The sequence below is a fragment of the Mesorhizobium sp. PUT5 genome, from assembly GCF_052216645.1.
Taxonomy (GTDB): domain Bacteria; phylum Pseudomonadota; class Alphaproteobacteria; order Rhizobiales; family Rhizobiaceae; genus Mesorhizobium.
This window is the reverse complement of the sequence record NZ_JBQOSO010000003.1, coordinates 4114674-4139831: the sequence shown is the minus strand read 5'-3', so window position 1 is coordinate 4139831 and position 25158 is coordinate 4114674. Positions and strand designations below refer to the sequence as shown.

25 protein-coding genes are annotated in these 25158 nt (G+C 66.6%); 12 read left to right on the top strand and 13 right to left on the bottom strand.

What is annotated here, in order from left to right; translation table 11 throughout:
- Positions 1–12 precede the first annotated feature (12 nt).
- From ACTDI4_RS21725 to ACTDI4_RS21715, 3 genes are read right to left on the bottom strand one after another with little or no spacing between them, the layout of a single operon-like run.
- The gene (locus ACTDI4_RS21725; RefSeq protein ID WP_442843121.1) at positions 13–930 is read right to left on the bottom strand and encodes a transporter associated domain-containing protein; all 918 of its coding nucleotides are present in this window, start codon (positions 928–930) and stop codon (positions 13–15) included.
- Positions 927–2042, bottom strand: coding sequence for a 3-dehydroquinate synthase (aroB, locus tag ACTDI4_RS21720; protein ID WP_442843120.1), 1116 nt, complete (start codon positions 2040–2042; stop codon positions 927–929). Before aroB ends, ACTDI4_RS21725 begins: the two co-directional genes overlap by 4 nt.
- Complete coding sequence (locus ACTDI4_RS21715) at positions 2039–2650, bottom strand: shikimate kinase (RefSeq protein WP_442843119.1); 612 nt, start codon at positions 2648–2650, stop codon at positions 2039–2041. Before ACTDI4_RS21715 ends, aroB begins: the two co-directional genes overlap by 4 nt.
- 145 nt (positions 2651–2795) lie before the next feature.
- Between ACTDI4_RS21715 and ACTDI4_RS21710 the strand changes: the two genes are divergently transcribed.
- From ACTDI4_RS21710 to ACTDI4_RS21690, 5 genes are all read left to right on the top strand, one after another.
- Positions 2796–2945: a histidine kinase gene (locus ACTDI4_RS21710; RefSeq protein WP_442843118.1), complete on the top strand. Its 150-nt coding sequence runs from the start codon at positions 2796–2798 to the stop codon at positions 2943–2945.
- Positions 2942–3859 carry a site-specific tyrosine recombinase XerD gene (locus tag ACTDI4_RS21705; protein ID WP_442843117.1) on the top strand — a complete coding sequence of 306 codons (918 nt, stop codon included), beginning with the start codon at positions 2942–2944 and terminating at the stop codon, positions 3857–3859. The genes ACTDI4_RS21710 and ACTDI4_RS21705 overlap by 4 nt, the downstream gene beginning before the upstream one ends.
- Positions 3860–3957: 98 nt before the next feature.
- Positions 3958–4908: an acetyl-CoA carboxylase carboxyltransferase subunit alpha gene (locus tag ACTDI4_RS21700; protein WP_442843116.1), complete on the top strand. Its 951-nt coding sequence runs from the start codon at positions 3958–3960 to the stop codon at positions 4906–4908.
- A 203-nt stretch (positions 4909–5111) separates the two neighbouring features.
- The gene (locus ACTDI4_RS21695) at positions 5112–6404 is read left to right on the top strand and encodes a L,D-transpeptidase family protein (protein WP_442843115.1); all 1293 of its coding nucleotides are present in this window, start codon (positions 5112–5114) and stop codon (positions 6402–6404) included.
- Positions 6405–6415: 11 nt separating this feature from the next.
- A complete protein-coding gene (locus tag ACTDI4_RS21690) occupies positions 6416–6646 on the top strand; it encodes a sulfurtransferase TusA family protein (protein WP_442843114.1) in 231 nt (76 codons plus the stop codon).
- A 7-nt stretch (positions 6647–6653) separates the two neighbouring features.
- Here ACTDI4_RS21690 and ACTDI4_RS21685 read toward each other — a convergent pair whose 3' ends face one another.
- Positions 6654–6956, bottom strand: coding sequence for a BolA family protein (locus tag ACTDI4_RS21685; RefSeq protein WP_442843113.1), 303 nt, complete (start codon positions 6954–6956; stop codon positions 6654–6656).
- A 145-nt stretch (positions 6957–7101) separates the two neighbouring features.
- Here ACTDI4_RS21685 and ACTDI4_RS21680 point away from each other — a divergent pair, with 145 nt between their 5' ends.
- The 5 genes from ACTDI4_RS21680 to ACTDI4_RS21660 all read left to right on the top strand — a co-directional run bounded on the left by ACTDI4_RS21680 (position 7102) and on the right by ACTDI4_RS21660 (position 12751).
- Positions 7102–7713, top strand: coding sequence for a DnaJ domain-containing protein (locus tag ACTDI4_RS21680; RefSeq protein WP_442843112.1), 612 nt, complete (start codon positions 7102–7104; stop codon positions 7711–7713).
- Positions 7714–7833: 120 nt separating this feature from the next.
- A complete protein-coding gene (gene cobS, locus ACTDI4_RS21675; protein WP_442843111.1) occupies positions 7834–8820 on the top strand; it encodes a cobaltochelatase subunit CobS in 987 nt (328 codons plus the stop codon).
- Between the two features lie 13 nt (positions 8821–8833).
- On the top strand, positions 8834–9181 hold the full coding sequence (locus ACTDI4_RS21670) for a GFA family protein (protein WP_442843110.1): 348 nt from the start codon (positions 8834–8836) through the stop codon (positions 9179–9181).
- A gap of 19 nt (positions 9182–9200) precedes the next feature.
- Positions 9201–11096, top strand: coding sequence for a cobaltochelatase subunit CobT (gene cobT, locus ACTDI4_RS21665; RefSeq protein ID WP_442843109.1), 1896 nt, complete (start codon positions 9201–9203; stop codon positions 11094–11096).
- Between the two features lie 218 nt (positions 11097–11314).
- Positions 11315–12751, top strand: a complete 1437-nt coding sequence (locus ACTDI4_RS21660) for an aldehyde dehydrogenase family protein (RefSeq protein ID WP_442843108.1) — start codon at positions 11315–11317, stop codon at positions 12749–12751.
- Positions 12752–12817: 66 nt separating this feature from the next.
- Here ACTDI4_RS21660 and ACTDI4_RS21655 read toward each other — a convergent pair whose 3' ends face one another.
- The gene (locus tag ACTDI4_RS21655; protein ID WP_442843107.1) at positions 12818–13810 is read right to left on the bottom strand and encodes a sugar-binding protein; all 993 of its coding nucleotides are present in this window, start codon (positions 13808–13810) and stop codon (positions 12818–12820) included.
- A gap of 480 nt (positions 13811–14290) precedes the next feature.
- Between ACTDI4_RS21655 and ACTDI4_RS21650 the strand changes: the two genes are divergently transcribed.
- Positions 14291–15031 (top strand): ATP-binding cassette domain-containing protein, encoded by a 741-nt coding sequence (locus ACTDI4_RS21650; RefSeq protein ID WP_442843106.1) that lies wholly within the window; start codon positions 14291–14293, stop codon positions 15029–15031.
- Positions 15032–15048: 17 nt separating this feature from the next.
- Positions 15049–16041, top strand: a complete 993-nt coding sequence (locus ACTDI4_RS21645; RefSeq protein WP_442843105.1) for an ABC transporter permease — start codon at positions 15049–15051, stop codon at positions 16039–16041.
- Between the two features lie 210 nt (positions 16042–16251).
- Here the strand turns inward: ACTDI4_RS21645 and ACTDI4_RS21640 are convergent, their stop codons facing one another.
- The 8 genes from ACTDI4_RS21640 to ACTDI4_RS21605 all read right to left on the bottom strand — a co-directional run bounded on the left by ACTDI4_RS21640 (position 16252) and on the right by ACTDI4_RS21605 (position 25075).
- Positions 16252–17370: a branched-chain amino acid ABC transporter substrate-binding protein gene (locus ACTDI4_RS21640; protein WP_442843104.1), complete on the bottom strand. Its 1119-nt coding sequence runs from the start codon at positions 17368–17370 to the stop codon at positions 16252–16254.
- Between the two features lie 132 nt (positions 17371–17502).
- Complete coding sequence (locus tag ACTDI4_RS21635; protein WP_442843103.1) at positions 17503–17850, bottom strand: DUF6867 family protein; 348 nt, start codon at positions 17848–17850, stop codon at positions 17503–17505.
- 17 nt (positions 17851–17867) lie between these two features.
- Positions 17868–18596: an ABC transporter ATP-binding protein gene (locus ACTDI4_RS21630; RefSeq protein ID WP_442843102.1), complete on the bottom strand. Its 729-nt coding sequence runs from the start codon at positions 18594–18596 to the stop codon at positions 17868–17870.
- Complete coding sequence (locus ACTDI4_RS21625) at positions 18596–20167, bottom strand: ATP-binding cassette domain-containing protein (RefSeq protein WP_442843101.1); 1572 nt, start codon at positions 20165–20167, stop codon at positions 18596–18598. Before ACTDI4_RS21625 ends, ACTDI4_RS21630 begins: the two co-directional genes overlap by 1 nt.
- Positions 20167–21561 (bottom strand): high-affinity branched-chain amino acid ABC transporter permease LivM, encoded by a 1395-nt coding sequence (gene livM / locus ACTDI4_RS21620; protein ID WP_442843100.1) that lies wholly within the window; start codon positions 21559–21561, stop codon positions 20167–20169. Before livM ends, ACTDI4_RS21625 begins: the two co-directional genes overlap by 1 nt.
- 4 nt (positions 21562–21565) lie before the next feature.
- Entirely contained in the window at positions 21566–22468 is a 903-nt protein-coding gene (locus ACTDI4_RS21615) for a branched-chain amino acid ABC transporter permease (RefSeq protein WP_442843099.1), read from the bottom strand.
- A 330-nt stretch (positions 22469–22798) separates the two neighbouring features.
- The gene (locus tag ACTDI4_RS21610) at positions 22799–23800 is read right to left on the bottom strand and encodes a 4-hydroxyproline epimerase (protein ID WP_442843098.1); all 1002 of its coding nucleotides are present in this window, start codon (positions 23798–23800) and stop codon (positions 22799–22801) included.
- A 15-nt stretch (positions 23801–23815) separates the two neighbouring features.
- A complete protein-coding gene (locus ACTDI4_RS21605; protein WP_442843097.1) occupies positions 23816–25075 on the bottom strand; it encodes an NAD(P)/FAD-dependent oxidoreductase in 1260 nt (419 codons plus the stop codon).
- Positions 25076–25158: the final 83 nt, after the last annotated feature.

Here is a 25158-nt window from a genome sequence, read left to right as displayed (position 1 = left end):
CTCGGCCCGTTCTCAGGTCGCCTTGTCGGCGTCGGGCGAAGCGGCGTCGGGCGCGGCGGGGCGGATGCGCAGCCGGGCGATGCGGTTCTTGTCGCGCTTCATGACGATGAAGCGCTTGCCGTGGAAGGTGAAGGCCTGCTTCTCTTCCGGGATCGACTGCGCCTCGTGGATGACGAGGCCGGCGATGGTGGTGGCCTCGTCGTCGGGCAGGTGCCAGTCCAGCGCGCGGTTGAGGTCGCGGATCGGCACGGTGCCGTCGACCACCACGGAGCCGTCGGCCTCCTGCTTCACGCCCTGCATGTCGATGTCGTGCTCGTCGGCGATCTCGCCGACGATCTCCTCGATGATGTCCTCCAGCGTCACCAGCCCTTCCACCTCGCCATATTCGTCGACCACGACGGCGAAATGCGCCTTGCGGCGCAGGAAGGCGTTGAGCTGGTCCTGCAAGGTGGTGGTGTCGGGCACGAACCACGGCTTGGAGGCGATCTTCATCACGTCGATGCGCGAGAAGTCGTTGCCGACCTCGTTCAGCGCGCGCAGCAGGTCCTTGGCGTGCAGCACGCCGACGATATTGTCGAGCGAGCCCTTCCACAGCGGCATGCGGGTGTGCGGGCTTTGCAGGATTTCGTGCACCACAGCCTCGGGCGCGTTGTCGGCGTTGACCGAGCGCATATTGGTGCGGTGGACCATCACGTCCGACACTTCCAGCTCGTTCAGTTCGGTCAGCGCAAACAGCGCATCCAGCCGCCGCGCGCTGCGGTCCCCGGGCGGGCCGTTGCGGCCGGGCCGGGCCACCTCGGCGTCGTCGCGCCCCGGCGCCTGCGGCCGGCGCTCATAGCCCAGCGTCGCGGCCAGGCGTGCATGGAAGGCAATGGCCAGCAATCCCAGCGCGGCGAGCGCGCCGGCGACGATCCAGCCCGCGGCGTTCATCCCGGGAGGCTTTCCTTGAGGAAGGACAGCACCTCGGAAGCCGGCACGTCCCTGGCCACGAAGGATTTTCCGATGCCGTGGGTGAGGATGAAGGTGAGCGCGCCGCGCGACACCTTCTTGTCCTGGGCGATGTAGTCGAGCAGCGCCTCCGCCCCCGGCAGGTCGCCCGGAACGTCGGCCAGGCGCCACGGCAGGCCGACCGCCTTCAGATGCGCCTCGACGCGCGCGGCATCGTCGGGGCTGGCCAGGTTCATGCGCGCGGAAAAGCGGTGCGCCAGCGCCATGCCGATGGCCACGCCCTCGCCGTGGACCAGGCGGGCGCCGTCATATTGCACCGCAGCCTCCAGCGCATGGCCGAAGGTATGGCCGAGGTTGAGCAGCGCGCGGTCGCCCTGTTCGAATTCGTCGCGGGCCACCACATCGGCCTTGGCGCGGCAGGATTGCGCGATCGCCTCGGTGCGCGCCGGCCCGCCCGCGAACACGTCTTGCCAGTTCTTCTCCAGCCAGGCGAAGAAGTCCGGCCGGTCGATCAGCCCGTATTTGGCGACCTCGGCATAGCCGGCGCGGAACTCGCGGGCGGGAAGGGTGTCGAGCGCGTCCGTGTCGGCCAGCACCAGCCTCGGCTGGTGGAAGACGCCCACGAGATTTTTCCCGCGCGGACTGTTGATGCCGGTCTTGCCGCCGACGGAGGAATCGACCTGCGCCAGCAGCGAGGTCGGCATCTGCACGAAATGCATGCCGCGCCGCACGATGCCGGCGGCAAAGCCGGCAAGGTCGCCGATGACGCCGCCGCCCAGCGCGATGACCGCGTCGCGCCGCTCCAGCCGGGCTGCCAGCACGCCGTCCACCACCTCCTGCAGATGGGCAAAGCTCTTGGTCTTCTCGCCGGCCGGCAGCGTTATCACCGTGGCGGCGAGGCCGCCCGCCTCCAGGCCGGCTTTCAGCGTGTCGAGATGCGCGGCCGCGACGTTCCCGTCGGTGACGACGGCCGTGCGTGCGCCGGGCAGGCGGCGGCCGATCTCCTCGCCGGCGCGCGCCAGAAGGCCCGGCCCGATCAAAATGTCGTAGGCGCGCTCGCCGAGCCCGACTTCGACCTTCACCGGTGCGCTCATGGCTGCGGCTCTCCTTCGGCGGCGGCTTCGACCGGGCCGAGATGCGCGCACAGCGCCTCGATCACCTCGGCGGCGATGGTTTCCTTGCGCTCGTCGCGCGTCACCACGGTGACGTCGGCTTGCGCATAGACGGGATAGCGCTCGTCCATCAGCCGCTTCAGCACGCCGCGCGGATCGTCGTTCCTGAGCAGCGGCCGGTTCTGCTTCTTGGAGACGCGGTCCATGAGAAGGTCGAGGTCGGCCTTCAGCCATATCGATACGCCGTGCGCGGCGATGGCCTGGCGGGTCTGCGCATTCATGTAGGCGCCGCCGCCGGTGGACAGCACCTGCGGCCCGTTTTCCAGCAGGCGCAGGATGACGCGCTGCTCCAGCGCGCGGAACTCGGTCTCGCCGTAGCGCGCGAACAGCTCCGGCACCGTCATGCGCGACACGTCCTCGATCTCGTGGTCGCTGTCGATGAAGGGCAGCGAGAGCGCGGCCGCGACCTTGCGGCCGATCGCCGTCTTGCCGGCGCCCATCAGCCCGACGAAGACGATGGAGCGGTTGCCGAGCTGCCGCGGCAGGGCCGAAGCGCCGCCGCCCGGCAGGATGTTAGCCTGTTCACTCATCGCCCGCGTATCGACATGAAAAGCCCGGTGCCGTCAAGCGCCGGCGCGTCGGCATGGCGGCCACCTGCCGCTTGAAAAGACCGGGCCGCCGTCCCATAACGGCACGGAACTCCGCAACGCGCCGCGCGGGCGCATCGAAGGGCCGATGCCGACACTGTTCCGCTTCGTCGTGACGCTGGCCGTGCTGGCCGGCATCGCCTACGGCACCATGCTGGCGCTGGTGATGTTCGTGCAGCCGAAGCAGGCGGAACTGTCGGTGCGCATTCCCGCCGACAAGCTCGTGCCGAAGCAATGAGCAGCGCCGCCCGCATCGAAGCCTTCCTGGAGATGATGAGCGCCGAGCGGGGCGCGGCCGAAAACACGCTGGCCGGCTATCGCCGCGACCTGGAGGACGCCGCCGCCGCCATCAAGGGCGGCCTGGCGAGCGCGGGCAGCGCCGACATAGGCGCCTATCTGGACGGCATCGCCGCGCGCGGCTTCGCGCCGACCTCGCAGGCCAGGAAGCTGTCGGCGCTGCGGCAGTTCTTCCGGTTCCTGTATGCGGAAGGCCTGCGGGGCGACGACCCCACCGGCACGCTGGACAGCCCGAAGCAGGGGCGGCCGCTGCCCAAGACCATGGGCGAGGCCGAAACCGGCCGTCTGCTCGACCGCGCCGCGCTGGAAGCCGCCGATCCCGCGCAGGGCGGCGGCGAGGCGCTGGCGGCGCTGCGGCTCCATGCGCTGGTCGAGGTGCTCTACGCCACGGGCCTGCGCGTTTCGGAACTGGTCGCCCTGCCGGTGGCGGTGGCGCAGCGCGACGACCGCTTCTTCCTGGTGCGCGGCAAGGGCAATAAGGAGCGCATGGTGCCGCTTTCGGCCAAGGCGCGGGCGGCCATGAAGGCATGGCTGGAAGCGCGCGAAAAGGTGCCGGCGCTGGCCGGCAGCCCGTTCCTGTTTCCGGCCGGCTCGGATAGCGGCCACCTGCCGCGACAGGTCTTCGCGCGTGAGCTGAAGGGGCTGGCGGCGCGCGCCGGCATCGCGGCCGCGAGGATCTCGCCGCACGTGCTGCGCCACGCCTTCGCCAGCCATCTGCTGCAGAACGGCGCCGACCTGCGCGCCGTGCAGCAACTGCTCGGCCATGCCGACATTTCCACCACCCAGATCTACACCCATGTGCTGGAGGAGAGGCTGGTGCGGCTGGTCAACGAGCACCATCCGCTTGCCGACTAGCCGCCATATCGCTATGTGAGGGCGACGTTTCACCGCCCGGACCCTGCTTTTCCAGGTTCCTTCCGTCCCAGTCTTCCGGCGCATCGGTCCGTTCACGCATGTACAACTACCTCGATTTCGAAAAGCCCGTCGCCGACCTCGAAGGCAAGATCCTCGAGCTGAAGAAGCTGGCCGAGAACGGCGAGTCGGTGGATGTGGGCGACGAGATCGCGCGGCTGGAGAAGCGCTCCCGCGACGCGCTTCGCGAAGCCTACAAGGCGCTCACACCCTGGCAGAAGGTGCAGGTGGCGCGCCACCCCGACCGGCCGCATTGCCTCGACTATGTCAGGGACCTGTTCAAGGATTTCACGCCGCTGGCCGGCGACCGCGCCTTCGGCGAGGACCAGGCGATCATCGCCGGCTTCGCCCGCTTCCGCGGCGAGCCGGTGGCGGTCATCGGCCAGGAGAAGGGCTCCGACACGGCCAGCCGCATCAAGCACAATTTCGGTTCGGTGAAGCCGGAGGGCTACCGCAAGGCGGTGCGCGTGATGGAGCTTGCCGACCGCTTCAAGATCCCGCTGGTGACGCTGGTCGACACCGCCGGCGCCTTTCCCGGCGTGGAGGCCGAGGAGCGCGGCCAGGCCGAGGCGATCGCGCGCTCCACCTCCGCATGCCTGGGGCTGAAGGTGCCGTCCATTTCGGTCGTCATCGGCGAGGGCGGCTCGGGCGGCGCCATCGCCATCGCCACGGCCAATCGCGTCTACATGCTCGAGCACGCCATCTATTCGGTGATCTCGCCGGAGGGGGCCGCCTCCATCCTGTGGCGCGACACCACCCGCTCCAAGGACGCGGCCACCAGCATGAAGATCACCGCGCAGGACCTTCTGGAGCTGAAGATCATCGACGCCATCATTCCCGAGCCGCTGGGCGGCGCCCACCGCGCGCCGGAGACGGTGATCGCCGCCACCGGCGACCTGCTGGCCCGCACGATGAAGGATTTTTCCGTCTCCAACGTCGATTTCCGCGAGCAGCGCCGGGAAAAATACCTGGCGATGGGCCGCAGTCTCTGAGGCCGATGCAACCGTAAGGTGGCGGGAGCGCATTTCCGCCACAAAATTGCCGCCGCTTGCGTCTCTAAGGCAGTACGGGGACGACGGGCCATCGCTTGCAGTAAGGAAATTTCAAGGTTAACGAGCCTACTGTCCCGGACGTTCGGCATCGCGTCCGCGCCTCGCAAGGGTGCGGCGCAAAGACAGAGACGACTGCTGCAATCATGTTCGCCAAGCTTGCCCGCGCCGGATTCGTGATCGCCGCCCTCGGCATCGCCGGCTGCTCCGAATCCTCGGTCTCGGATTTCGCTCCGCAATATGCCAACCGGCAGTTGCCCGAGAAGGTTCTCGCGCAGATGCGGGCCAAGGGCATGAACAAGAACGCGCCCATCATGGCGCGCATCTTCAAGGAAGAGAACACGGTCGAGATCTGGAAGCAGAAGACCAACGGCCGCTACGACATCATCGCCACCTACCCGATCTGCAAATGGTCGGGCAAGCTCGGCCCCAAATACACCGAGGGCGACCGGCAGGCGCCCGAAGGGTTCTACACCGTGCGCCCGGCGCAGATGAACCCGCGCTCGAACTATCACCTAGCCTTCAACATCGGCTATCCCAACGCCTACGACCGCGTCAACGGCCGCACGGGATCGAACCTGATGGTGCACGGCGCCTGTTCGTCGTCGGGCTGCTACTCGATGAATGACCCGCAGATCGAGGAGATCTACGCCTTCGGCCGCGACGCCTTCCAGGGCGGCCAGACCGAGTTCCAGATCCAGGCGTTTCCCTTCCGCATGACGGCTGCCAACATGGCGCGCTACCGCAACGACCCGAACTACGAGTTCTGGAAGATGCTGAAGGTGGGCTACGACAATTTCGAGCTGACCAAGGTGCCGCCCAAGGTCGACGTGTGCGAGAAGCGCTACGTCTTCAACCAGGTCGCCGCCGACGGTCAGGCCTTCAGCCCTGCGGGTGCCTGCCCGGCCAGCACCCAGCCCGATTCGCTGAAAGTGGCCTACAGCGCCTATCAGTCCAGCTATGAAGCCGCCTTCTCCAGCGCGACGAAGGCCAGCGTGCCGGCCGCCAAGCCGACGATCGCCGGCATCAAGGAGGCCAATATCGTCGCGGACTGGTCGCGCCGCCGGGCGCGCGGCGAGCGCGTCTCGGTCGAGCCGCCGTCGCTGAACGCGGACGGCACGGTCAGCGAAACGGCGCGCATGGGCCGCATCGATTCGCCGGCGGGGCGCAAGATGGCGGCGCTGGACGCGGAGAAGGAGGCCAAGCGCAAGGCCGCGGAGGAGAAAGCCGCGGCGGTCGCCGCCGCAAAGGCCGCGAAGGAAGCCGAGGCGGCCCAGAAGCTCGCCGCCAAGCAGGCCGCGCAGAACCCCGTGCAGGAGGTGGCCGTTCAGCCGGCCGCCGGCGCGGCCGATGTCGAGGCCACGCAGACCGCTAGCAGCGAATCCACGGGCACGGTCTCCCGGCTGAAGAAGCGCCTGCTCGGCATGTTCGGCGGCTGAGCGCACCCGCCGTGCCCGAGCCTGTCGGCATCTACGATCTGAAGGGGCTTAATTGTCCGCTTCCCGTGCTCAAGGCGCGCAAGCGCCTGAAAGGCATGGCTTGCGGCAGCCGGCTGTGGCTGGAAACCACCGATCCGCTTGCCGTCATCGACATTCCCGCCTTCGTGGCCGAGGACGGCCACCTTCTGGTCGAGACGGCGCCGATGCCGGGCGGCCACCGTTTCCTCGTCCAGCGTGGTTAGGGCCGGCCTACCAGCGGGTGGCCTCGCCGGGCGCCGCCGGTTCGACGGCGAGCGCATGGACGCCCGCCTTGATCTCGTCGGCCAGCACGGCGTTGACGGCGCGGTGGCGCTCGATCCGGCTCATGCCGGCGAAAGCGGCCGAAACGATGCGCACGCGGAAATGCGTCTCGCCGGTGCCGTCGAAGGTCGAATGATGGCCCGATTCCTCGTGATGATGACCGGCATGCAGATGGCTTTCGTTGAGCACCGCCAGCCGCTCGGGCGCGAACGCCTGCTTCAGCTTGCTTTCCATCGCCGCCTGTATGGACATTGCCGTGCTCCTTCACCACATTGCCTTCGGCGGCCCGGGAAGGGCAGCTCCGCGCGCCTTCGGGGACCGCGATTCAGCGGTTAGGGCCATCCTCGCAAATGTCAATTCTTGTTTCGCCCCGGCGAAAGGATCATAGATCGGCACGATGAAGCCGTATCCGAAATATTTCGAGAAAATCCGCGTGCGCCCGGACCCCGACGCGGAGGTGAAGTCGCACGCGCCGGTCTGCCAGTGGGACGGCTGCAACCAGCCCGGCACGCACCGCGCGCCGGTGGGGCGCATGAAGGAAGGCGAATATTTCCGCTTCTGCTTCGACCACGTGCGCGAATACAACAAGGGCTTCAACTATTTCTCCGGCCTCGCCGAGGGCGACATCGCCCGCTTCCAGAAGGAGGCGCTGACCGGGCACCGCCCGACCTGGAAGATGGGCACCGCCTCGAGCACGCGCTCTTCGCCGGACTTCGCCCAGTACCGGTCGGGCCGGGCCGGCTACTACCGGAGCATGGGCGACCCCTTCAACCTGTTCGGCGACGACCAGCCCGCGCCGCGCCAGCGCAAGGCCAAGCCCCTTGAGGCCAAGGCGCTGGAAACGCTTGGCCTTGACGCGAAGGCGACTGGCCAGGACATCAAGGCACGCTATAAGGAACTAGTGAAGCGCCACCACCCCGACGCCAATGGCGGCGACAGGGGCTCGGAGGACCGGTTCCGCGACGTGCTGCAGGCCTACCGGGTGCTCAAGCAGGCCGGTTTGTGCTGAGCCGGCCATGACCCGGGCTTTTTTCCAACTTTCATCCGGTTGGAAAAGGTCTTAAAGACCGCCCCGGACACATTCGATTGCAGGCGAGGCTTCCGCTTCGCCCCGGAGACGTTGAGACGCATGAACAAGGTCGAACGCGATATCGCCAATCTGCCCGACACGACCGTGTCGGTGAAGGAGACCTTCGGCTTCGAGTCGAAGATGGTCGTGCCCGCCTATTCCGTGGCCACCGAGCATGTGCCGGACATCGATCCGGACTATCTGTTCGACCAGCACACGACGATGGCGATCCTGGCCGGCTTTGCCTACAACCGCCGCGTCATGGTGTCGGGCTATCACGGCACCGGCAAGTCCACCCATATCGAGCAGGTGGCCGCGCGCCTCAACTGGCCCTGCGTGCGCGTCAACCTCGACAGCCATGTCAGCCGCATCGACCTCGTCGGCAAGGACGCCATCGTGGTCAAGGAGGGCATGCAGGTCACCGAATTCCGCGACGGCATCCTGCCCTGGGCGTACCAGCGCAACGTCGCGCTCTGCTTCGACGAGTACGACGCCGGCCGCCCGGACGTGATGTTCGTCATCCAGCGCGTGCTGGAATCGTCCGGCCGGCTCACCCTGCTGGACCAGAGCCGCGTCATCCGCCCGCACCCGGCGTTCCGCCTTTTCGCCACCGCCAACACGGTGGGCCTGGGCGACACCACCGGCCTCTATCACGGCACGCAGCAGATCAACCAGGCGCAGATGGACCGCTGGTCCATCGTCACCACGCTGAACTACCTGCCGCACGACAACGAGGTGGCCATCGTTCTGGCCAAGGCCAAGCACTATCGCGACGCCAAGGGCAAGGAGATCGTCAACAGGATGGTGCGGGTGGCCGACATGACCCGGCAGGCCTTCATCAACGGCGACCTGTCCACCGTCATGAGCCCGCGCACGGTCATCACCTGGGCCGAGAACGCCGAGATCTTCAGCGATGTCGGCGTGGCCTTCCGGCTGACCTTCCTCAACAAGTGCGACGAGCTGGAGCGTCCGCTGGTGGCCGAATTCTACCAGCGCGCCTTCGGCGAGGATCTGCCCGAGAGCGCGGTCAACGTGGTGCTGGGCTGAACAGGAGAAAAGCGTGCGCTATCAGGGCGGCTGCCATTGCGGGAAGGTTCGTTTCAGCGTCGAGGTCGACCTGTCGAGCCCCATCACCTGCAATTGCTCCTACTGCGCCAAGCGGGGCAGCATCCTTGCCTTCACGCCGGCCGAGAACTTCGCGCTGGCGAGCGGGGCGCATGATCTGAGCGAATACCGCTTCAACTCCAGGACCATCGAGCACCTGTTCTGCTCCGGCTGCGGGATGGAATCCTTCGCGCGCGGCACGAAGCCGGACGGCACCAGCATGGTCGCGGTGAACGTGCGCTGCCTCGACGGCGTCGACCTCGATGCGCTGCGGCCGCATCAGGTGGACGGTCGCTCGCGCTGACGGCTGACAGGCAGGCATCATGGCAGGTCCCGGCGACAACACGCGCAACAGGCAAAAGACGGGCTCGGAAGCCGACAGCTTCAAGCGCGCCCTGACGGTCGCCATGCGCGCCATCTCCGGCGACAAGGAGCTGGAGGTCGGCTTCGCCAAGGACAAGCCGGCGCTGGCCGGCAGCCGCGCCCGCCTGCCCGAACTGCCGAAGAAGGCGACGAGGGCGGACGTGGCCGTTTCGCGCGGCATCGGCGATTCCATGGCGCTGAAGCGCGCCTGCCACGACATGCGCATCCACGCCCGGCTGGCGCCGGAGGGCCGGCAGGCGCGCGCCGTGTTCGATGCGGTCGAGCAGGCCCGCGTCGAGGCGATCGGCTCGCGCGCCATGGCCGGCATCGCCGACAATATCGGCTCCATGCTGGAGGACAAATACGCCCGCGCCAACCTGGCCGAGGTGCGCGAGCAGGAGGAAGCCCCGCTGGAAGAGGCGCTGGCGCTGATCGTGCGCGAGAAGCTGACCGGCCGCCCGGTGCCCAAGAGCGGCGAGAGGCTGGTCGAGCTGTGGCGCCCCTTCATCGAGGAGAAGGCCGGCGCGGGGCTGTCGCACCTGGCCGAGAACCTGACCGACCAGAATGCCTTCGCCCGCGTCGTGCGCGACATGCTGGCCTCCATGGAGATGGCCGAGGAACTGGGCGACGACCAGGATACCGAAGAGACCGAAGACGAGGAGAACCAGCCGCAGGGCGAGGAGCAGAGCGAGGACGGCGGCGAGGACGATTCCGGCTCCGACCAGGCCCAGCCCGAGGACGCCGAGGCTTCCGACGACGACCAGACCCAGGCCGAGGCGGAAGCCGCAGACGCCACCTCCGAGGACATTTCCGACGAGGAGGCCGACGACGCCGAGACGCCCGGCGAGGCCAAGCGCAACGACAACCCCTTCGCCAACCTGGCCAGGGACGTCGACTACAAGATCTACACCACCGCCTTCGACGAGACGGTCGGCGCCGAAGACCTATGCGAGGAGGAGGAGCTGGACCGGCTGCGCGCCTTCCTCGACAAGCAGCTCGCCAATCTCTCGGGCGTCGTGGGCCGGCTGGCCAATCGCCTGCAGCGCCGCCTGATGGCGCAGCAGAACCGCTCCTGGGACTTCGATCTGGAGGAAGGCTATCTCGATCCGGCCCGTCTGGTGCGCGTCATCATCGACCCGATGCAGCCGCTGTCGTTCAAGCAGGAGCGCGACACCAAGTTCCGCGATACGGTGGTGACCCTGGTGCTCGACAATTCGGGCTCCATGCGCGGCCGTCCGATCACGGTGGCGGCCACCTGCGCCGACATTCTGGCGCGCACGCTGGAACGCTGCGGCGTCTCGGTCGAGATCCTCGGCTTCACTACCCGCGCCTGGAAGGGCGGGCAGGCGCGCGAGAAATGGCTGAAGGACGGCAAGCCGCCCAATCCCGGCCGGCTCAACGATCTGCGCCACATCATCTACAAGAGCGCCGACATGCCCTGGCGCCGCGCCCGCCGCAATCTCGGCCTGATGATGCGCGAAGGGCTGCTGAAGGAAAACATCGACGGCGAGGCGCTGTTGTGGGCGCACCAGCGCCTGATCGCGCGGCCCGAGCAGCGCAAGATCCTGATGATGATCTCGGACGGCGCGCCGGTCGACGACTCCACGCTGTCGGTCAATCCGGGCAACTATCTGGAGCGGCACCTGCGCGCGGTCATCGACCTGGTCGAGACGCGCTCGCCGGTGGAGCTTCTGGCCATCGGCATCGGCCACGACGTCACCCGCTACTATCGCCGCGCGGTCACCATCGTGGACGCCGAGGAGCTTGCCGGCGCCATGACCGAGCAGCTCGCCTCGCTGTTCGGCGAGGAAACGGCCCGCGACCTGCGCCGCGGCGGCCTCAGGCGCGCATCGTAAGCCGCAGGCCGCTGGCAGCCCCGGGAAAAACCCCGGACAGGAAGCGGGTTCCGGCCGGCCCTTCCGCCACGGCGGTGCGACGGCTTTGATGTTGTCGATCGGCCTGCGGGCAGGTATGGCCTGCAACGAGTCATCAATCGGGACGGCAGCCGCCCATCCCCTTCGAAGCGCCGGCACGGGCCGGTGCAGCAAACCACGATTCCGCAAAGGAGACCGCAATGACGACGCTGCACAAGAACCTCATCGACGGGGAGTGGGTCGGCTCGGACGGGTCGCAGAACGTCAACCCCTCGGACGTTTCGGACATAGTCGGCCTCTACGCCCGCGCCACGGCCGCCGACACGCTTCAGGCGATCGCGGCGGCCAAGGCCGCGTTTCCGGCGTGGTCGCGCTCCGGCATCCTGGAACGGCACGCCATCCTGCGCAAGGCCGCCGACGAGATCCTGGCGCGCAAGGCCGAACTGGGCGAGCTTCTGAGCCGCGAGGAGGGCAAGACGCTGGCCGAGGGCATCGGCGAGGCCACCCGCGCCGGCCAGATCTTCGACTTCTTCGCCGGCGAGGTGCTGCGCCTGTCGGGCGAGCTTGTGCCCAGCGTGCGGCCCGGCGTCGGCGTGGAGATCACGCGCGAGCCGGTCGGCGTGGTCGGCATCATCACCCCGTGGAACTTCCCCATCGCCATCCCGGCCTGGAAGATCGCCCCGGCGCTGGCCTACGGCAACACGGTGGTCGTCAAGCCGGCCGACCTGGTGCCGGGATCGACCTGGGCTATCGTCGACATCCTCGTGCGCGCCGGCCTGCCCAAGGGCGTGCTGAACCTGGTCATGGGCAGGGGCTCCGTCGTCGGCCAGACCCTGCTCGACAGCAAGGACGTCAACGCCATCTCGTTCACCGGCTCAGTCGCCACCGGCAAGCGGGTCGCCGCCGCCTCGATCGAGCACAACCGCAAGTTCCAGCTCGAGATGGGCGGCAAGAACCCGGTGGTGGTGCTGGACGATGCGGACCTGGACGTCGCGGTCTCGACCATCGCCCAGTCGGCCTTCTTCTCGACCGGCCAGCGCTGCACGGCCTCCTCGCGCATCATCGTCACCGAAGGCATCCATGACAAGTTCGTGGAGGCGCTGGCGCAGAAGACGAAGAGCCTGAAGGTCGGCCACGCCCTCGACAAGGCGACCGAGATCGGCCCGGTGGTCGATGCCGGCCAGTTGAAGCAGGACACCGACTACATCGCCATCGGCAAGGCCGAGGGCGCGAAGCTGGTGGCCGGCGGAGAGTTGCTGAAGAAGGACACGGAAGGCTTCTACCTGCAGCCGACGCTGTTCACCGAGGCGACCAACGACATGCGCATCAGCCGTGAGGAAATCTTCGGGCCGGTGGCCAGCGTCATCCGCGTCAGGGACTACGACGAGGCGCTTTCCGTGGCCAACGACACCGAGTTCGGGCTTTCGGCCGGCATCATCACCCAGTCGCTGAAGCACGCAACGCATTTCAAGCGCAATGCGGAAGCCGGCATGGTGATGGTCAACCTGCCGACCGCGGGCGTCGATTTCCACGTGCCGTTCGGCGGGCGCAAGGGTTCCAGCTACGGCCCGCGCGAGCAGGGCAGGTACGCGGCCGAGTTCTTCACCGTCGTCAAGACTGCCTACACCGCCGCGTAGCTTTCCTCTGCCGGGGCGGATCGCTTCCGCCCCGGCTCCTATCGGATCGGCCGAGAGCCGGAACCGCTACTTGCCGAGGCAGGTGGCGGCGTTGTCCCAGTCGCAACTGTCGAGCCCGGTATGGATCACCGGGTCGACCTTCTGGCCTTCGGCCAGCTTCATCATGGTCATGGCCGCCTCATAGCCCATCTGCTCGGGGCGCTGGCCGACCAGCGCGTTGACCTGATGGTCCTTCAGCGCCTGCATCTCCGGCGCCAGCGTGTCGGCCGAGACGATGACGAATTTTCCGCTGGCGATCTTGTCCTTGATCGGGGCGATCACCTGGGCATAGGCCTGCGGCGCGAAGAGCGGCCATCCGCCTTCCAGCACGAAGGCGTCGAGGTCGCTGTTGGCCGTCACCGTGTCGGCCATCATCTGGTTTGCCTTGGCTGCATCGTCGTTCGAATAGAGCGGACATCCACTGATCTCGGTCCAGCCATTCTGTCCGGTCAGCTTTTCGGTCCCCTTCTTGCCGGAAAGTTCGTCGCGGGTGCCGGCGGCGCGTTCGTTGATGTTGGCGGCGGCGGGATTGCCGAGCATGAGGCAGATCTTGCCGCCCTTGGGCATGCGCTTCTTCAGTTCCTGGGCAAGCTTCACGCCCAGTTCGCGGTTGTCGGTGCCGACGAACGCCTTGCGCAGGTCGGCGTCCTGCTGCAGGAGGTCCGCGTCGGCAGTGATGATCGGGATCGTCGGCTTGCGCCGCCGGATGACCTGCGCGATGGCCGGGGCGTTGGACGGCGAGATGGCGATCGCGGCCACCCCCTTGGTCAGCAGATCGTCGACGATCTGCACTTCGGCGCTCTCGTCGGCAGCCGTCGCGGGGCCGGTATAGTAGCACTCGTAGCCCTTCGGCTGGAGTTCCTTGTTGGCGCGCTCGCAGCCTTGATGCATCAAGTCGAAATACGGATTATCGAGTCCCTTGACCACAAGGGCCAGGGTCTTCGTGTCCGCCGCCGTGCCGCTGCCGCAGGTCAGCGCCAGAAGAGCGAGAGCCGCGGCACCTGACAGGAATTTCTTCATGATTTTCCTCCCATGAGTGATGACGGTGCGAAGATTCCGATCCTGTCGGACCGGTGCTCACATCGGGCTATATTTGCAAGTTTCCTTCCGAAGGCGTCGAAACGTCCTTTCAGCACGCAATCGGGAAAGTCGACAATTGCGCAGATGGCCGTGATTTAACGGGCCATCGGCCTTTGGTGTCAATTGCGATCGATCACGCTCACAGTATGTTTATCCGGCGTTCGATTGAAACAGCATCATTATGTCTAGATACTGTGTGGTGACGCCGCCGACGTTTACTTCCGTTGTGCTGATGAATTTCAGGGTAATCTAATATAGAGATCGACCGCGGGCCACCCTCTGCGCGATTTCACGCCCGCACGAAAGAGCCGATGCGGGGTTGCCGGATGCGTTGACCGTGATTGGCGAACATGGCAGCTTTTCACGGTTCGGCCGGCAAACGGCGGCGGCACAAGGGCTCGGCTCGGGAGGAGATCGACCTTGTCAGTGCTGGAACTTGAAGGCGTCTCGAAGCATTTCGGCGCGATAAGGGCGCTGGATGACGTGTCGCTGTCGCTTCAGGCCGGAGAGGTGCTGGGGCTGATGGGCGACAACGGCGCCGGCAAGTCGACGCTGGTCAAGATCATCGCCGGCAATTTCCCGCCGTCGCATGGCGAGATCCGCGTGGACGGCAGGCAGGTGCATTTCCATCGCCCGCTGGATGCCCGCCACAGCGGAATAGAGGTCGTCTACCAGGACCTTGCGCTTTGCGACAACCTGACGGCGGCCGCCAATGTCTATCTGGGGCGCGAATTGCGCAAGGGCGTCTGGCCCCTCCGCATCCTCGACTACAACGCCATGTACCAGCGCTCGCGCGAGCTTTTCGCCGAGCTGAAGTCGGAGACGCGGCCGCGCGATCTCGTGCGCCAGATGTCCGGCGGCCAGCGCCAGGCCGTGGCGATCGCCCGCACGCGGCTGTCGAATGCGCGCATCGTGCTGATGGACGAGCCGACGGCCGCCATCAGCGTGCGGCAGGTGGCGGAGGTCCTGCAACTGATCGAGCGGCTGCGCGAGCAGGGCATCGCCGTCATCCTGGTCAGCCACCGCATGCCCGACGTCTTCGACGTCGCCGACCGCATCGCCGTGATGCGGCGGGGCCGCAAGGTCGCGGACAAGAAAATAGCGGCCTCCTCGCCCGAGGAAGTCACGGCGTTGATCACAGGAGCGATCGAGGCGGCGTGACCCAGGGACAACGAACGATGCTTCTCGTCAAGCCGGATGCCATGGTCGAGCGGAGCCACACGCGATGGTCGGCGCTTTTGTCCAGCCAGGTGTTCTGGGTGGTGGTGGCCACCGTGGTCGCCTGCGTCGGGCTTTCATTGGCCACCACCTCGTTCGCGACCTCGCAGAACCTCTTCAACGTGACGCGCAACTTCGCCTTCGTGGCGATCGTGGCGCTGGGCATGATGGCGGTCATCATCACCGGCGGCATCGACCTGTCGGTAGGCTCGACCATCGGCGTCAGCGGCATCGTGCTGTCCGTCGTCATGCATGCCGGCTATTCCATCTGGGCCGGCGTGGGCATGGCCCTGTTGACCTCCGTCGCCGTCGGGGCGGTCAACGGCTTCTTCATTGCCTATCTCGGCATGCAGCCCTTCGTGGTGACGCTCGGCATGCTCAGCATCGGCCGCAGCCTGGCCATGGTGATCTCGCAGAACCGCACGATCTTCGAATTCGGCCCGGACGGCTCGACCCTGCTGGCGATCGGCGGCGGCTCGACCTTCGGCGTCGCCAATCCGGTGCTCGTGCTCATCGTCCTGGCACTGGTCTTCGGATTCGTCTTCCGCTGGACGCGCTGGGGGCGCTATGTCTACGCCATCGGCGGCAACGAGCACGCCGCCAATCTGACCGGCGTTCCGGTCCGGCGCATAAAGTGCTCGGTCTATGCGGTCGCCGGGCTGATGTGCGGCGTTGCAGCCGTGCTGGAGGTCGGCTGGCTCGGCGCGGTGACGACAGGCCTCGGCACGGGCGACGAATTGCGCGTCATCGCCGGCGCCGTCATCGGCGGCGCCAACCTCATGGGCGGCGTCGGCAGCGCTTTCGGGGCGGTCATCGGCTCGGCGCTCATCGAGGTCATCCGCAACAGCCTCATCCTGCTCGGCGTCGACTCGTTCTGGCAGGGCACGTTCGTGGGCTCGTTCATCATCGTCGCCGTACTCTTCAATCGCCTGAGCGGCGAGCGCAGGGAGTGACGACGACCGCGCGCCGCCCACCAGGCTTGCCGGCGTCGCCGCCGCTGGGCGCCAAAAACACGAAAGCCGCGGAATTCCGCGGCTTTCCTGTTTGTCCGGGGCGGCCGGAGCGTCTTCGCATTTCTCCGAAACACGAAGACGCTGCGCCTTTCGGCTTGCAGACGATTCCGGATGGGAAGCGTGTTCCCGCTTTTCCGGTATCGCTCCGGATCAGTCGATCTGGAAGTAGTTGTACTTGCCGTCGTCGCCCTTCTTCCACTGGTAGATGACGTAGTCGGCGTCGGTGCGGTCGCCCTTCTCGTTGAAGGAAAGCTCGCCCAGAACGGTCTTGAACGGACCCTTTTCCTTGATGGCCTTGGCCACTTCCTGCGGATCGTTGGTGCCGGCGGCGGCGGCCGCCTGCGCGATCACCTGCGTGGCCGCATAGGAGTAGAGCGTGTAGGCTTCCGGCTCGAAGCCGGAGGCGCGGAACTTCTCCACCACTTCCTTGGCGGCCGGGTTCTTGCGCGGATCGGGGCCGAAGGTGTTGTAGGTGCCGGCAACGGCGTCGCCCGCGATGGAGGCCAGTTCGTTGGACACGATGCCGTCGCCCGAGAACAGCGGCGCCTTCAGGCCCTGGTCGGCCGACTGGCGGATGATGAGGCCGGCTTCGGTGTGCAGGCCGCCCCAGTAGATCAGGGTGACGCCGGCTTCCTTCATCTTGGCGATGAGGGCCGAGAAGTCCTTGTCGCCGACATTGACGCCTTCATACATGACTTCCTTCATGCCATGGTCGTTCAGCGCCTTCTTGGTGGCGTCGGCGAGGCCCTGGCCATAGGGGGTCTTGTCATGGATGACGGCGATCTTGGCGTCCTTGAAATGCTCGGAGATGTAGGCGCCGGCGACGTCGCCCTGCTGGTCGTCGCGACCGCAGACGCGGATGGTGTTCCACAGGCCCGCATCGGTGAACTGCGGGTTGGTGGCGGCCGGCGTCACTTCCAGGATGCCGTTCTCGGCATAGACCTCGGAGGCCGGGATCGACACGCCCGAGTTGAAGTGGCCGACCACGAACTTGACGCCGTCGGCGACGAACTTGTTGGCCACCGAAATGCCCTGCTTCGGGTCGGACTGGTCGTCGCCGATCGAGAGCTTGATCTGCTCGCCGTTCATGCCGCCGGCCGCGTTGATATCGGCCACGGCCTGCTCCGCGCCCTTCTGCAACTGCGCGCCGAAGGCGGCGTTAGGACCAGTGATCGGGGCGCCCACACCCATCAGAACGTCGGCCCAGGCCGAACCGCTGAACGCCAGGATGGCCGTCAGGGCCACAGCCGACAAAAGTGACTTTCTCATTGAACACTCCCATTTACGAGTGGGCCGGAGGTTGCCTTCGTGCGATGCCCACCCATCTCGCAGAAGGCGTAGTTTGCCCATTTTCGGGACCTTGTCACGCCGATTCCGACTCCGGCGCCGCGTCCGCCCGCCTCAGCTTTTCGGTTTCCAGCTCAGCGGGGACGTCTTTTCGTAGAGCCAGTTGTACTGCGTCACCATCTGCCTGGTGCGGGTGTACTGGAAGCCGAGGAAGCCCAGCACCATCAGCACGATCGTGTCCACCGCATAGTATTGCAGCGAAAACATCGTGCCGTTGAACAGGGCGTGATGGATGAAGCGCACGCCGATGCCGAGCCCCAGCAGATAGAAAAACAGGGTGGTCGGCGGCCGCCAGGTCTGGGCGCAGGCCCGGCCCGTCATCCAGGCCGCCCAGCCGCCCAGCAGGCAGGTGACGAAGAAGAACTGCCAGATCGAGGGTTCTTCGTGGAGAATGCCTTGCATGGATAAGACTCCCGATATCAGTGGTGGCCGCCTTCGAGATAGGCGGCGCGCACTTCCGGATTGGCCAGCAGCTCCTTGCCGGTGCCGCTCATGGTGATGTTGCCGTTGACCATGACGTAACCGCGCGTGGCCAGCTTGAGCGCGCCGAAGGCGTTCTGCTCGACCAGGAAGACGGTCAGCCCCTGCGTGCGGTTCAGCTCGCGGATGGCGTCGAAGATCTGCTTGACGATGAGCGGAGCGAGGCCGAGCGACGGCTCGTCCAGCAGAAGCAGCTTCGGCCGCGCCATCAGCGCGCGCCCGATGGAGAGCATCTGCTGCTCGCCGCCGGAAAGCGTGCCGCCGCGCTGGCCGATGCGCTCCTTGAGCCGCGGAAACAGCGCGAACACCTTCTCGACGTCCTCGTCGAAATGCTTGAGGTTGTCGAGGCTGGCGCCCATCTGCAGGTTTTCCATCACCGTCATGCGCGGGAAGATGCGCCGGCCTTCCGGCGACTGCGCGATGCGCATGCGCGCGATCTGGTGCGTGGGCAGGCGGGTAATGTCGACACCGCCGAAATGGATGGTGCCGGAACGTGCGCGCGGCGCGCCGAAGATGGTCATCATCAGCGTCGACTTGCCGGCGCCGTTGGCGCCGATCAGGGTGACGATCTCACCCTCGTTGACGCTGACATTGACGCCGTTCAGCGCCCGGATGTTGCCGTAGTAGGTGTGGACGCTCTTGATGTCGAGCAAGGCTGCACCGGTCATCACTTGCCCTCCCCACGCTTGCCGGAAGCCGGCCGGGCCGTTCTTTTCGGCGCCGTCTCAGGTGCTGCCTTGGGCGCGGCCGAGCTGTGGCTGGACGCGACCTTGCCCGCGTCCACCCGGCGCGAGAATTCGGTTTCCTTGCCCTTGGCGAGCAGCCTGGCCTGCTTGATCCATTCCTCGCGGGCGATGCGCCCGTCGAAGGCCAGATAGGCTTCGACAGCCGCCACGTCCGCCTTCTTCCAGGCGGCGATCTGGTCGAAATGGAAGATGCCGTGCTCGTTGAGCTTCTTCTCGTTCACCGTTCCGATGCCCTTGACGCGGGTGAGATTGTCGGGACGGCCGCCGCGCGGGGCCGGGAGACGGTTGGAGATGCCGGCGGACTGGCCGCCGGAAGTCCTGCCCTTGCCGGCGGCATCGGCCTGCGCGGGCGCGGCCTTTGCGGAAGCGGACCTCGCAGGGGCGGGCTTGGTAGAGGCGGCCTTGGCGGCGGGCGCGCGCTTCGCCCGCGGGGCAGAAGCGGGTTCGGCCGGGCCCGTCCGGGCCTGCGTGCGCATGCGCGCCTCAACCTGATCGGCTTTCGAAGCGCCCCTGGACACGGTGACCCGCTCGCCCTCGTCGCCATGGCCGATCGTCTCGCCGATCGGACCGGCTAGCATGGAGGCGGAAGGCTCCGGCCCCTGGTCGGCAGCGGGCCCGGTGTCGAGCTGCTCGATGACGTCCTCGTCGCCGACCGCCGTCAGCACCTCTTCCACCTCCTCGTCGTCGACGCCCAGATAGGCGGCGATGACGCGCGGATCGGTGCGCACCGCCTCGGGGTTGCCGTCGGAGATCTTGCGGCCGTATTCCAGCACCACGATATGGTCGGAGATCTGCATGACAACCGACATGTCGTGTTCGATCAGCAGGATCGAGGTGCCGGTGTTGTTCTTGATGTCCATCAAGAGCGTGTTGAGCGCCAGCGATTCCTTCGGGTTCAGGCCAGCGGCGGGTTCGTCGAGGCACAGAAGCTCCGGGCCGGTGCACATGGCGCGCGCGATCTCCAGCCGCCGCTGCGCGCCGTAGGGCAGGTCGCCGGCGGGATCGTCGGCGCGCTCGGTGAGGTCGGCCTTGTCCAGCCAGTATTTGGCAAGCTCGATGGATTCGGCCGACGCCTTGCGGTAGCCGCTGAAGCCGAGCAGGCCGAGGAAGGTGTAGCCCGAGGCCTTCATGAGCTTGTTGTGCTGGGCCACCAGCAGGTTCTCCAGCACCGTCATGCCCGAGAACAGGCGGATGTTCTGGAAGGTGCGGGCCACCTTGGCCCTGGCGGTGATCTGGAAGTCGGGCAGGCGCTCCAGCAGGAACTCCTGGCCGCCGCTGTTGGTGAAGCGGATCATGCCCTCGGAGGGCTTGTAGAAGCCGGTGATGCAGTTGAACACCGTGGTCTTGCCGGCGCCGTTGGGGCCGATCAGTGCGGTGATCTCGCCGCGCTTCGCCTCGAAGGACAGGTCGCCGATGGCCACGAGGCCGCCGAACTTCATCGACAGGTGCTCGACCTGGAGCAATGCGTTGTTCATGGTGGTGTTCGCGTCCATCAGCCGTGGCCCTCCTTGGTGAAGGAGCCGGCAACGGCCTTGCGTTCTTTCAGGAATGCGGTGGGTTGTCGGCTGGCCACGAAGCCGCGCGGTTTCCAGACCATGACGATGACCATGGCCAGGCCGAACAGCAGCATGCGGTAGAGTTCCGGCGTGAAGTCCGGCCCGAACACGGCTTTCAGGAAGCTCAGCTCGCGCAGGATCTCGGTGCCCCCGATCATCACCACGGCCGCGACCGCGATGCCGCCGAGCGAGCCCATGCCGCCCAGCACCACGATGGCCAGGATGATGGCCGATTCCAGGAACACGAAGGATTCGGGGCTGACGAAGCCCTGGCGGGCGGCGAAGAACGAGCCGGCGAAGCCGCCGAACATGGCGCCGGTGGCGAAGGCCGTCAGCTTGGTGGTGGTGGTGTTGATGCCGAGCGAGCGGCAGGCGATCTCGTCCTCGCGCAGCGCCTCCCAGGCGCGGCCGACGGGCATGGCCCGCAGCCGCATGGTGACGAAGGCCGTCAGCAGGCACAGAAGCACTGCCAGATAGTAGAGGAAGATCTTGTAGTAGGCGCCCGACTGCGCGATGCCGAACACCTTGGAGATATAGTTCGGGTCGGAGACGTTGAACGATATCAGCCCGAAGAAGCTGACCTTGGGAATGCCGGAAATGCCGGCCGAGCCGTTGGTCACCTCACGCCAGTTGATCAGCACCAGGCGGATGATCTCGCCGAAGGCGAGCGTGACGATCGCCAGATAGTCGCCGCGCAGGCGCAGCACCGGGAAGCCGAGCAGGATGCCCCAGAAGGCGGCCATGCAGCCGGCGGCCGGCAGCAGGATCCAGAAGGACAGGCCGTAATGCGTGCCGAGCAGCGCATAGGCATAGGCCCCCACCGCATAGAAGGCGACATAGCCCAGGTCGAGCAGCCCGGCCAGGCCGACGACGATGTTGAGGCCCCAGGCCAGCATCACGTAGATGAGAATCTGGATGCCGAAATTGTCGACCCATTTCAGCGAGCCCTGGAAACCGACCAGCGAGACGATGACGACGGGATAGAGGAACAGGATCGCGATGCCGATCTTGTTGGCGTTGCGGCGGATGAAGCCGGCTTCGGCGACCGTGACGGGCTTGGTCGCCTTGGTGGCGCGGGCGCGCGCCATGGCCGGCTGCAGAAAGCCGACATAGGCGAAGCGCCCGGCCATGGTGATCGCCACCACGATGGCGAGAAGGCCCCAGCGCTGGACCAGGATCAGTTCGTTGTGGATGTTCTGGTCGGTCTTGAGGCCGATGAACAGGACGAACAGGCCGAAGGAGATGACGCCGGCATAGAGCGCCTCGCGCACGGCCCGGGTGACCAGGCTCGCCTCCGAGGCGGCGCCTTGGGTGGATGCGGTAACGGCCATGGCGTCAGACCTTTTCGACTTCTGGCCGGCCGAGGATGCCGGAGGGCAGGAAGATCAGCACGATCGCCAGGATGGAGAAGGCGGCGACGTCCTTGTAGTCGATCGAGAAATAGGCCGACCACATCGATTCGATGAAGCCGATCATCAGCCCGCCGATCACCGCGCCGGGGATCGAGCCGATGCCGCCGAGCACCGCGGCGGTGAATGCCTTCACGCCGGGCACGAAGCCGTCGGAGAACACCACGACGCCGTAATACATCAGGAACAGCGTGCCGGCGACGGCGGCCAGTGCCGCGCCCATGATGAAGGTCAGCGACACCGTGCGGTCCACGTCGATGCCGAGCAGGGCCGCCATCTTCTGGTCCTGCTCGCAGGCGCGCTGCGCGCGGCCGAGCGAGGTGCGGTTGACCACGTACCAGAAGATCGCCAGCAAGGCCGCCGTGACGATGACGATGACGATCTGCTTCAGCGAAATCGAGATGCCGTAGATGTTGTAGACCTGGCTGACCATGGGCGGGATCGGCTTGTTGCGCGGCCCCTGCGTGACCTGCACGAAGTTCGACAGCGCGATCGACATGCCGATGGCGGTGATCAGCGGCGCCAGGCGGAAGGAGCCGCGCAGCGGGCGATAGGCCACCTTCTCGATCACCCAGTTGTAGAGGCCGGTGAGCAGCATGGCCACGATCATCATGATGAGCAGCGCCACCACGACCGGCACGGAATAGAACAGCGCTCCGAGAAGCAGGAAGACGATCAGCGCGGTGAAGGCGCCGACCATGAAGATGTCGCCATGGGCGAAGTTGATCATGCCGATGATGCCGTAGACCATCGTGTAGCCGATCGCGATCAGCCCATAGATCGATCCCAGCGTCAGCCCGTTGATCACTTGCTGAACGAAGTATTGCATATTTGCGAGGCTCCCCTGAGGCGTCGCCCCAAGAGCGCGCCTCTTTTCGTATTTCCCCTAGTGGTACGGCTTTGAGACCGGATTGCAATGCGTTTTTCGTATCAGGCCGGGCGTTTCCCGCTTGCCGGTTCCCGGCCTCTGCTTCATGCCATCCGCTCTATGGATCATGGCGGAACCTATCATTGGCCCAACGCAATGTCTTTGACGATTGCGGTCGATAATGCGCCCTTCTTCGAAGATTTCCCGGTCAAAAGAATTTGATGAGACGGATCGTTGCGTCAGCGATGGTGAATGTTTCGCGCAAAATTCCTCCCGCAGCCCGTCCCGCGGCTATTTGACGACGAAGCCGTGGGCGAACGGGTCGCGCTCGTCGATGAAGATGGTGTTCAGGCCCGTCATGCGCGCCCAGCCGCCGATCGAAGGCACGATCGCCGGCTTGCCGGCCACCGTCGTCTCCTTTTCCACCCGGCCCTTGAACAGCGAGCCGATGATCGATTCATGCACGAAATCGTCGCCGGCCTTGAGCCTGCCCTTGGCGTGGAGCTGGGCCATGCGCGCCGAGGTGCCGGTGCCGCAGGGGCTGCGGTCGATGGCCTTGTCGCCGTAGAAGACGGCATTGCGCGCATGGGCCTGCGCGTCGCGGGGCGCGCCGGTCCACAGCATGTGCGACAGCCGGTTGATGTCCGGGTTCTCCGGATGCACGAAGGAATATTTCTCGTTGAGCCGCTGGCGCACCACCGGGCTCCAGGCGATCAGGTCGCCGGCCGAATGATCGGCCATGTCGGAAAAGTTCTCCTGCGGTTCGACGATGGCGTAGAAATTGCCGCCATAGGCGACATCCACCCGGATCTCGCCGAGCTGCGGGCACTCCACCGTCAGCCCCTCGGCATAGAGGAAGGACGGCACGTTGGTGATGCGCACCTCCTCGACATATTCGCCGACCTGCCTGTATTCGGCCACCACCAGCCCGGCCGGCGTGTCGAGCCGCAGCACGCCCGGCGTCTTCGGCTTCACCAGTCCCTGCTCGATCGCCATGGTCACGGTGCCGATGGTGCCGTGGCCGCACATGGGCAGGCAGCCCGAGGTCTCGATGAACAGGATCGCCACGTCGCAGTCCGGCCGCGTCGGCGGATACAGGATCGAGCCCGACATGACGTCGTGGCCGCGCGGCTCGAACATCAGGCCGGTGCGGATCCAGTCGTACTCGGCCAGGAAATGCGCGCGCCGCTCCATCATGGTCGCACCTTCGAGCCGGGGGCCGCCGCCCGCCACCAGTCGCACCGGATTGCCGCAGGTGTGGCCGTCGATGCAGAAGAAGGATTTTTTTGCCATGATGGCCTCCGGTGATCAGAAACGCTTGGGGCTGAAGGGAGAAAGATCGGTCGCGGGAGCGTGGCCCGCAACCAGATCGCGGATCAGGCGTCCGGTGGCCGCCGCCTGGGTAAGCCCGAGATGGCCGTGACCGAACGCATAGAAGACGCCGGATGTGCGGGCGCTGCCGATGACGGGCAAAGAATCGGGCAGGGACGGACGGAAGCCCATCCACTCGCGGCCGCCGGACGCGTCGAGCCCCGGCAGGAATTGTCTCGCTTTCGCCAGCATCGCTTTCGAGCGCCTATAATCGGGCGGCCGGTCCAGTCCGGCAAGCTCCACGGCGCCGCCGACGCGCAGGCCAGTCGACAGCGGCGTGACGACGAAGCCGTGGCCCGAGAAGATGAGCTGCCGCTTCACGTCGAACGCGCCTGCAGGCAGCGTGGTATTGTAGCCGCGCTCGGTCTCCAGCGGGATCCTGTCGCCCAGCGCGGCGGCGAGCCTGTGGGACCATGCGCCGGCGGCGACGATCACCTGCCTGGCGCGGACCGTCCTGGAGCCGGAGCCGCCGACGACTTCGAGATTGAAGCCGGACGGGCCGTCGGCGCCGATGTTGCGCACGGTCGCCGGTTCGAAGCGCGCGCCCTTGCGCTCGGCATAGGCCCATACCGCCTTGCCCAGCAGCTTGGGGTCGGCGACCGTTTTCCAGCCCGGCACGAAGGTGCCCTTGACGAAGCGCGGCGACAGGCCGGGCTGGAGGGCGGCCAGCTCCTGCCCCTCGACATGGCGGTAGGCGATGCCGAAACGGTCGCGCGCGGCCCAGCCGGGCAGGGCGGCGGAAAATTCGGCAGCGCTTTCGTAGAGTTCCAGCGAGCCGTCCTCGCGCAGCATCGTTGCGGTTCCGGAACGGTCCATCAGGCCGGCCCATTCGCTTTCGGCCAGCTTCATCAGCTCCGCCTGCGCGGCCAGGGCGCCCTCATACCTTCCGGGTGCACCGGCGCGCCAGAAGCGATAGAGCCAGGGCAGCAGCCGCGGCAGATAGGCCGGCGGGATCGCCAGCGGCCCGAGCGGGTCGGCCAGCCATTTCGGCAAGTTCTTCATCATGCCCTTCTGGGCGAGCGGCAGCACGTCGGAAAAGGCGAAGGCGGCGGCGTTGCCGGAACTCGTTTCCTCGCAGATGCCGGTGCGGTCGAAGACGGCGACGTCGTGCCCCGCCTCGGCCAGATAGGCCGCCGCGCAGATGCCGACGATGCCGCCGCCGACGATGGCGATGTCCGGCGCGGATGCTGCTGTCATGGATGGCCTCGTCCCTGCCGTCGGCTTCGGCCGATCTGGTTGCGGCGACCTGGGATGCGATCGGCGCAGGTCTCCACAGGCTG

What these genes read in the sequence shown, in the direction of transcription:
- ACTDI4_RS21725 (WP_442843121.1), bottom strand. Translation starts at nt 930, where the DNA reads ATGAACGCCGCGGGCTGGATCGTCGCCGGCGCGCTCGCCGCGCTGGGA.
- aroB (WP_442843120.1), bottom strand. Translation starts at nt 2,042, where the DNA reads ATGAGCGCACCGGTGAAGGTCGAAGTCGGGCTCGGCGAGCGCGCCTAC.
- ACTDI4_RS21715 (WP_442843119.1), bottom strand. Translation starts at nt 2,650, where the DNA reads ATGAGTGAACAGGCTAACATCCTGCCGGGCGGCGGCGCTTCGGCCCTG.
- ACTDI4_RS21710 (WP_442843118.1), top strand. Translation starts at nt 2,796, where the DNA reads ATGCCGACACTGTTCCGCTTCGTCGTGACGCTGGCCGTGCTGGCCGGC.
- ACTDI4_RS21705 (WP_442843117.1), top strand. Translation starts at nt 2,942, where the DNA reads ATGAGCAGCGCCGCCCGCATCGAAGCCTTCCTGGAGATGATGAGCGCC.
- ACTDI4_RS21700 (WP_442843116.1), top strand. Translation starts at nt 3,958, where the DNA reads ATGTACAACTACCTCGATTTCGAAAAGCCCGTCGCCGACCTCGAAGGC.
- ACTDI4_RS21695 (WP_442843115.1), top strand. Translation starts at nt 5,112, where the DNA reads ATGTTCGCCAAGCTTGCCCGCGCCGGATTCGTGATCGCCGCCCTCGGC.
- ACTDI4_RS21685 (WP_442843113.1), bottom strand. Translation starts at nt 6,956, where the DNA reads ATGTCCATACAGGCGGCGATGGAAAGCAAGCTGAAGCAGGCGTTCGCG.
- ACTDI4_RS21680 (WP_442843112.1), top strand. Translation starts at nt 7,102, where the DNA reads ATGAAGCCGTATCCGAAATATTTCGAGAAAATCCGCGTGCGCCCGGAC.
- cobS (WP_442843111.1), top strand. Translation starts at nt 7,834, where the DNA reads ATGAACAAGGTCGAACGCGATATCGCCAATCTGCCCGACACGACCGTG.
- cobT (WP_442843109.1), top strand. Translation starts at nt 9,201, where the DNA reads ATGGCAGGTCCCGGCGACAACACGCGCAACAGGCAAAAGACGGGCTCG.
- ACTDI4_RS21660 (WP_442843108.1), top strand. Translation starts at nt 11,315, where the DNA reads ATGACGACGCTGCACAAGAACCTCATCGACGGGGAGTGGGTCGGCTCG.
- ACTDI4_RS21655 (WP_442843107.1), bottom strand. Translation starts at nt 13,810, where the DNA reads ATGAAGAAATTCCTGTCAGGTGCCGCGGCTCTCGCTCTTCTGGCGCTG.
- ACTDI4_RS21645 (WP_442843105.1), top strand. Translation starts at nt 15,049, where the DNA reads ATGCTTCTCGTCAAGCCGGATGCCATGGTCGAGCGGAGCCACACGCGA.
- ACTDI4_RS21640 (WP_442843104.1), bottom strand. Translation starts at nt 17,370, where the DNA reads ATGAGAAAGTCACTTTTGTCGGCTGTGGCCCTGACGGCCATCCTGGCG.
- ACTDI4_RS21635 (WP_442843103.1), bottom strand. Translation starts at nt 17,850, where the DNA reads ATGCAAGGCATTCTCCACGAAGAACCCTCGATCTGGCAGTTCTTCTTC.
- ACTDI4_RS21630 (WP_442843102.1), bottom strand. Translation starts at nt 18,596, where the DNA reads ATGACCGGTGCAGCCTTGCTCGACATCAAGAGCGTCCACACCTACTAC.
- ACTDI4_RS21625 (WP_442843101.1), bottom strand. Translation starts at nt 20,167, where the DNA reads ATGGACGCGAACACCACCATGAACAACGCATTGCTCCAGGTCGAGCAC.
- livM (WP_442843100.1), bottom strand. Translation starts at nt 21,561, where the DNA reads ATGGCCGTTACCGCATCCACCCAAGGCGCCGCCTCGGAGGCGAGCCTG.
- ACTDI4_RS21615 (WP_442843099.1), bottom strand. Translation starts at nt 22,468, where the DNA reads ATGCAATACTTCGTTCAGCAAGTGATCAACGGGCTGACGCTGGGATCG.
- ACTDI4_RS21610 (WP_442843098.1), bottom strand. Translation starts at nt 23,800, where the DNA reads ATGGCAAAAAAATCCTTCTTCTGCATCGACGGCCACACCTGCGGCAAT.
- ACTDI4_RS21605 (WP_442843097.1), bottom strand. Translation starts at nt 25,075, where the DNA reads ATGACAGCAGCATCCGCGCCGGACATCGCCATCGTCGGCGGCGGCATC.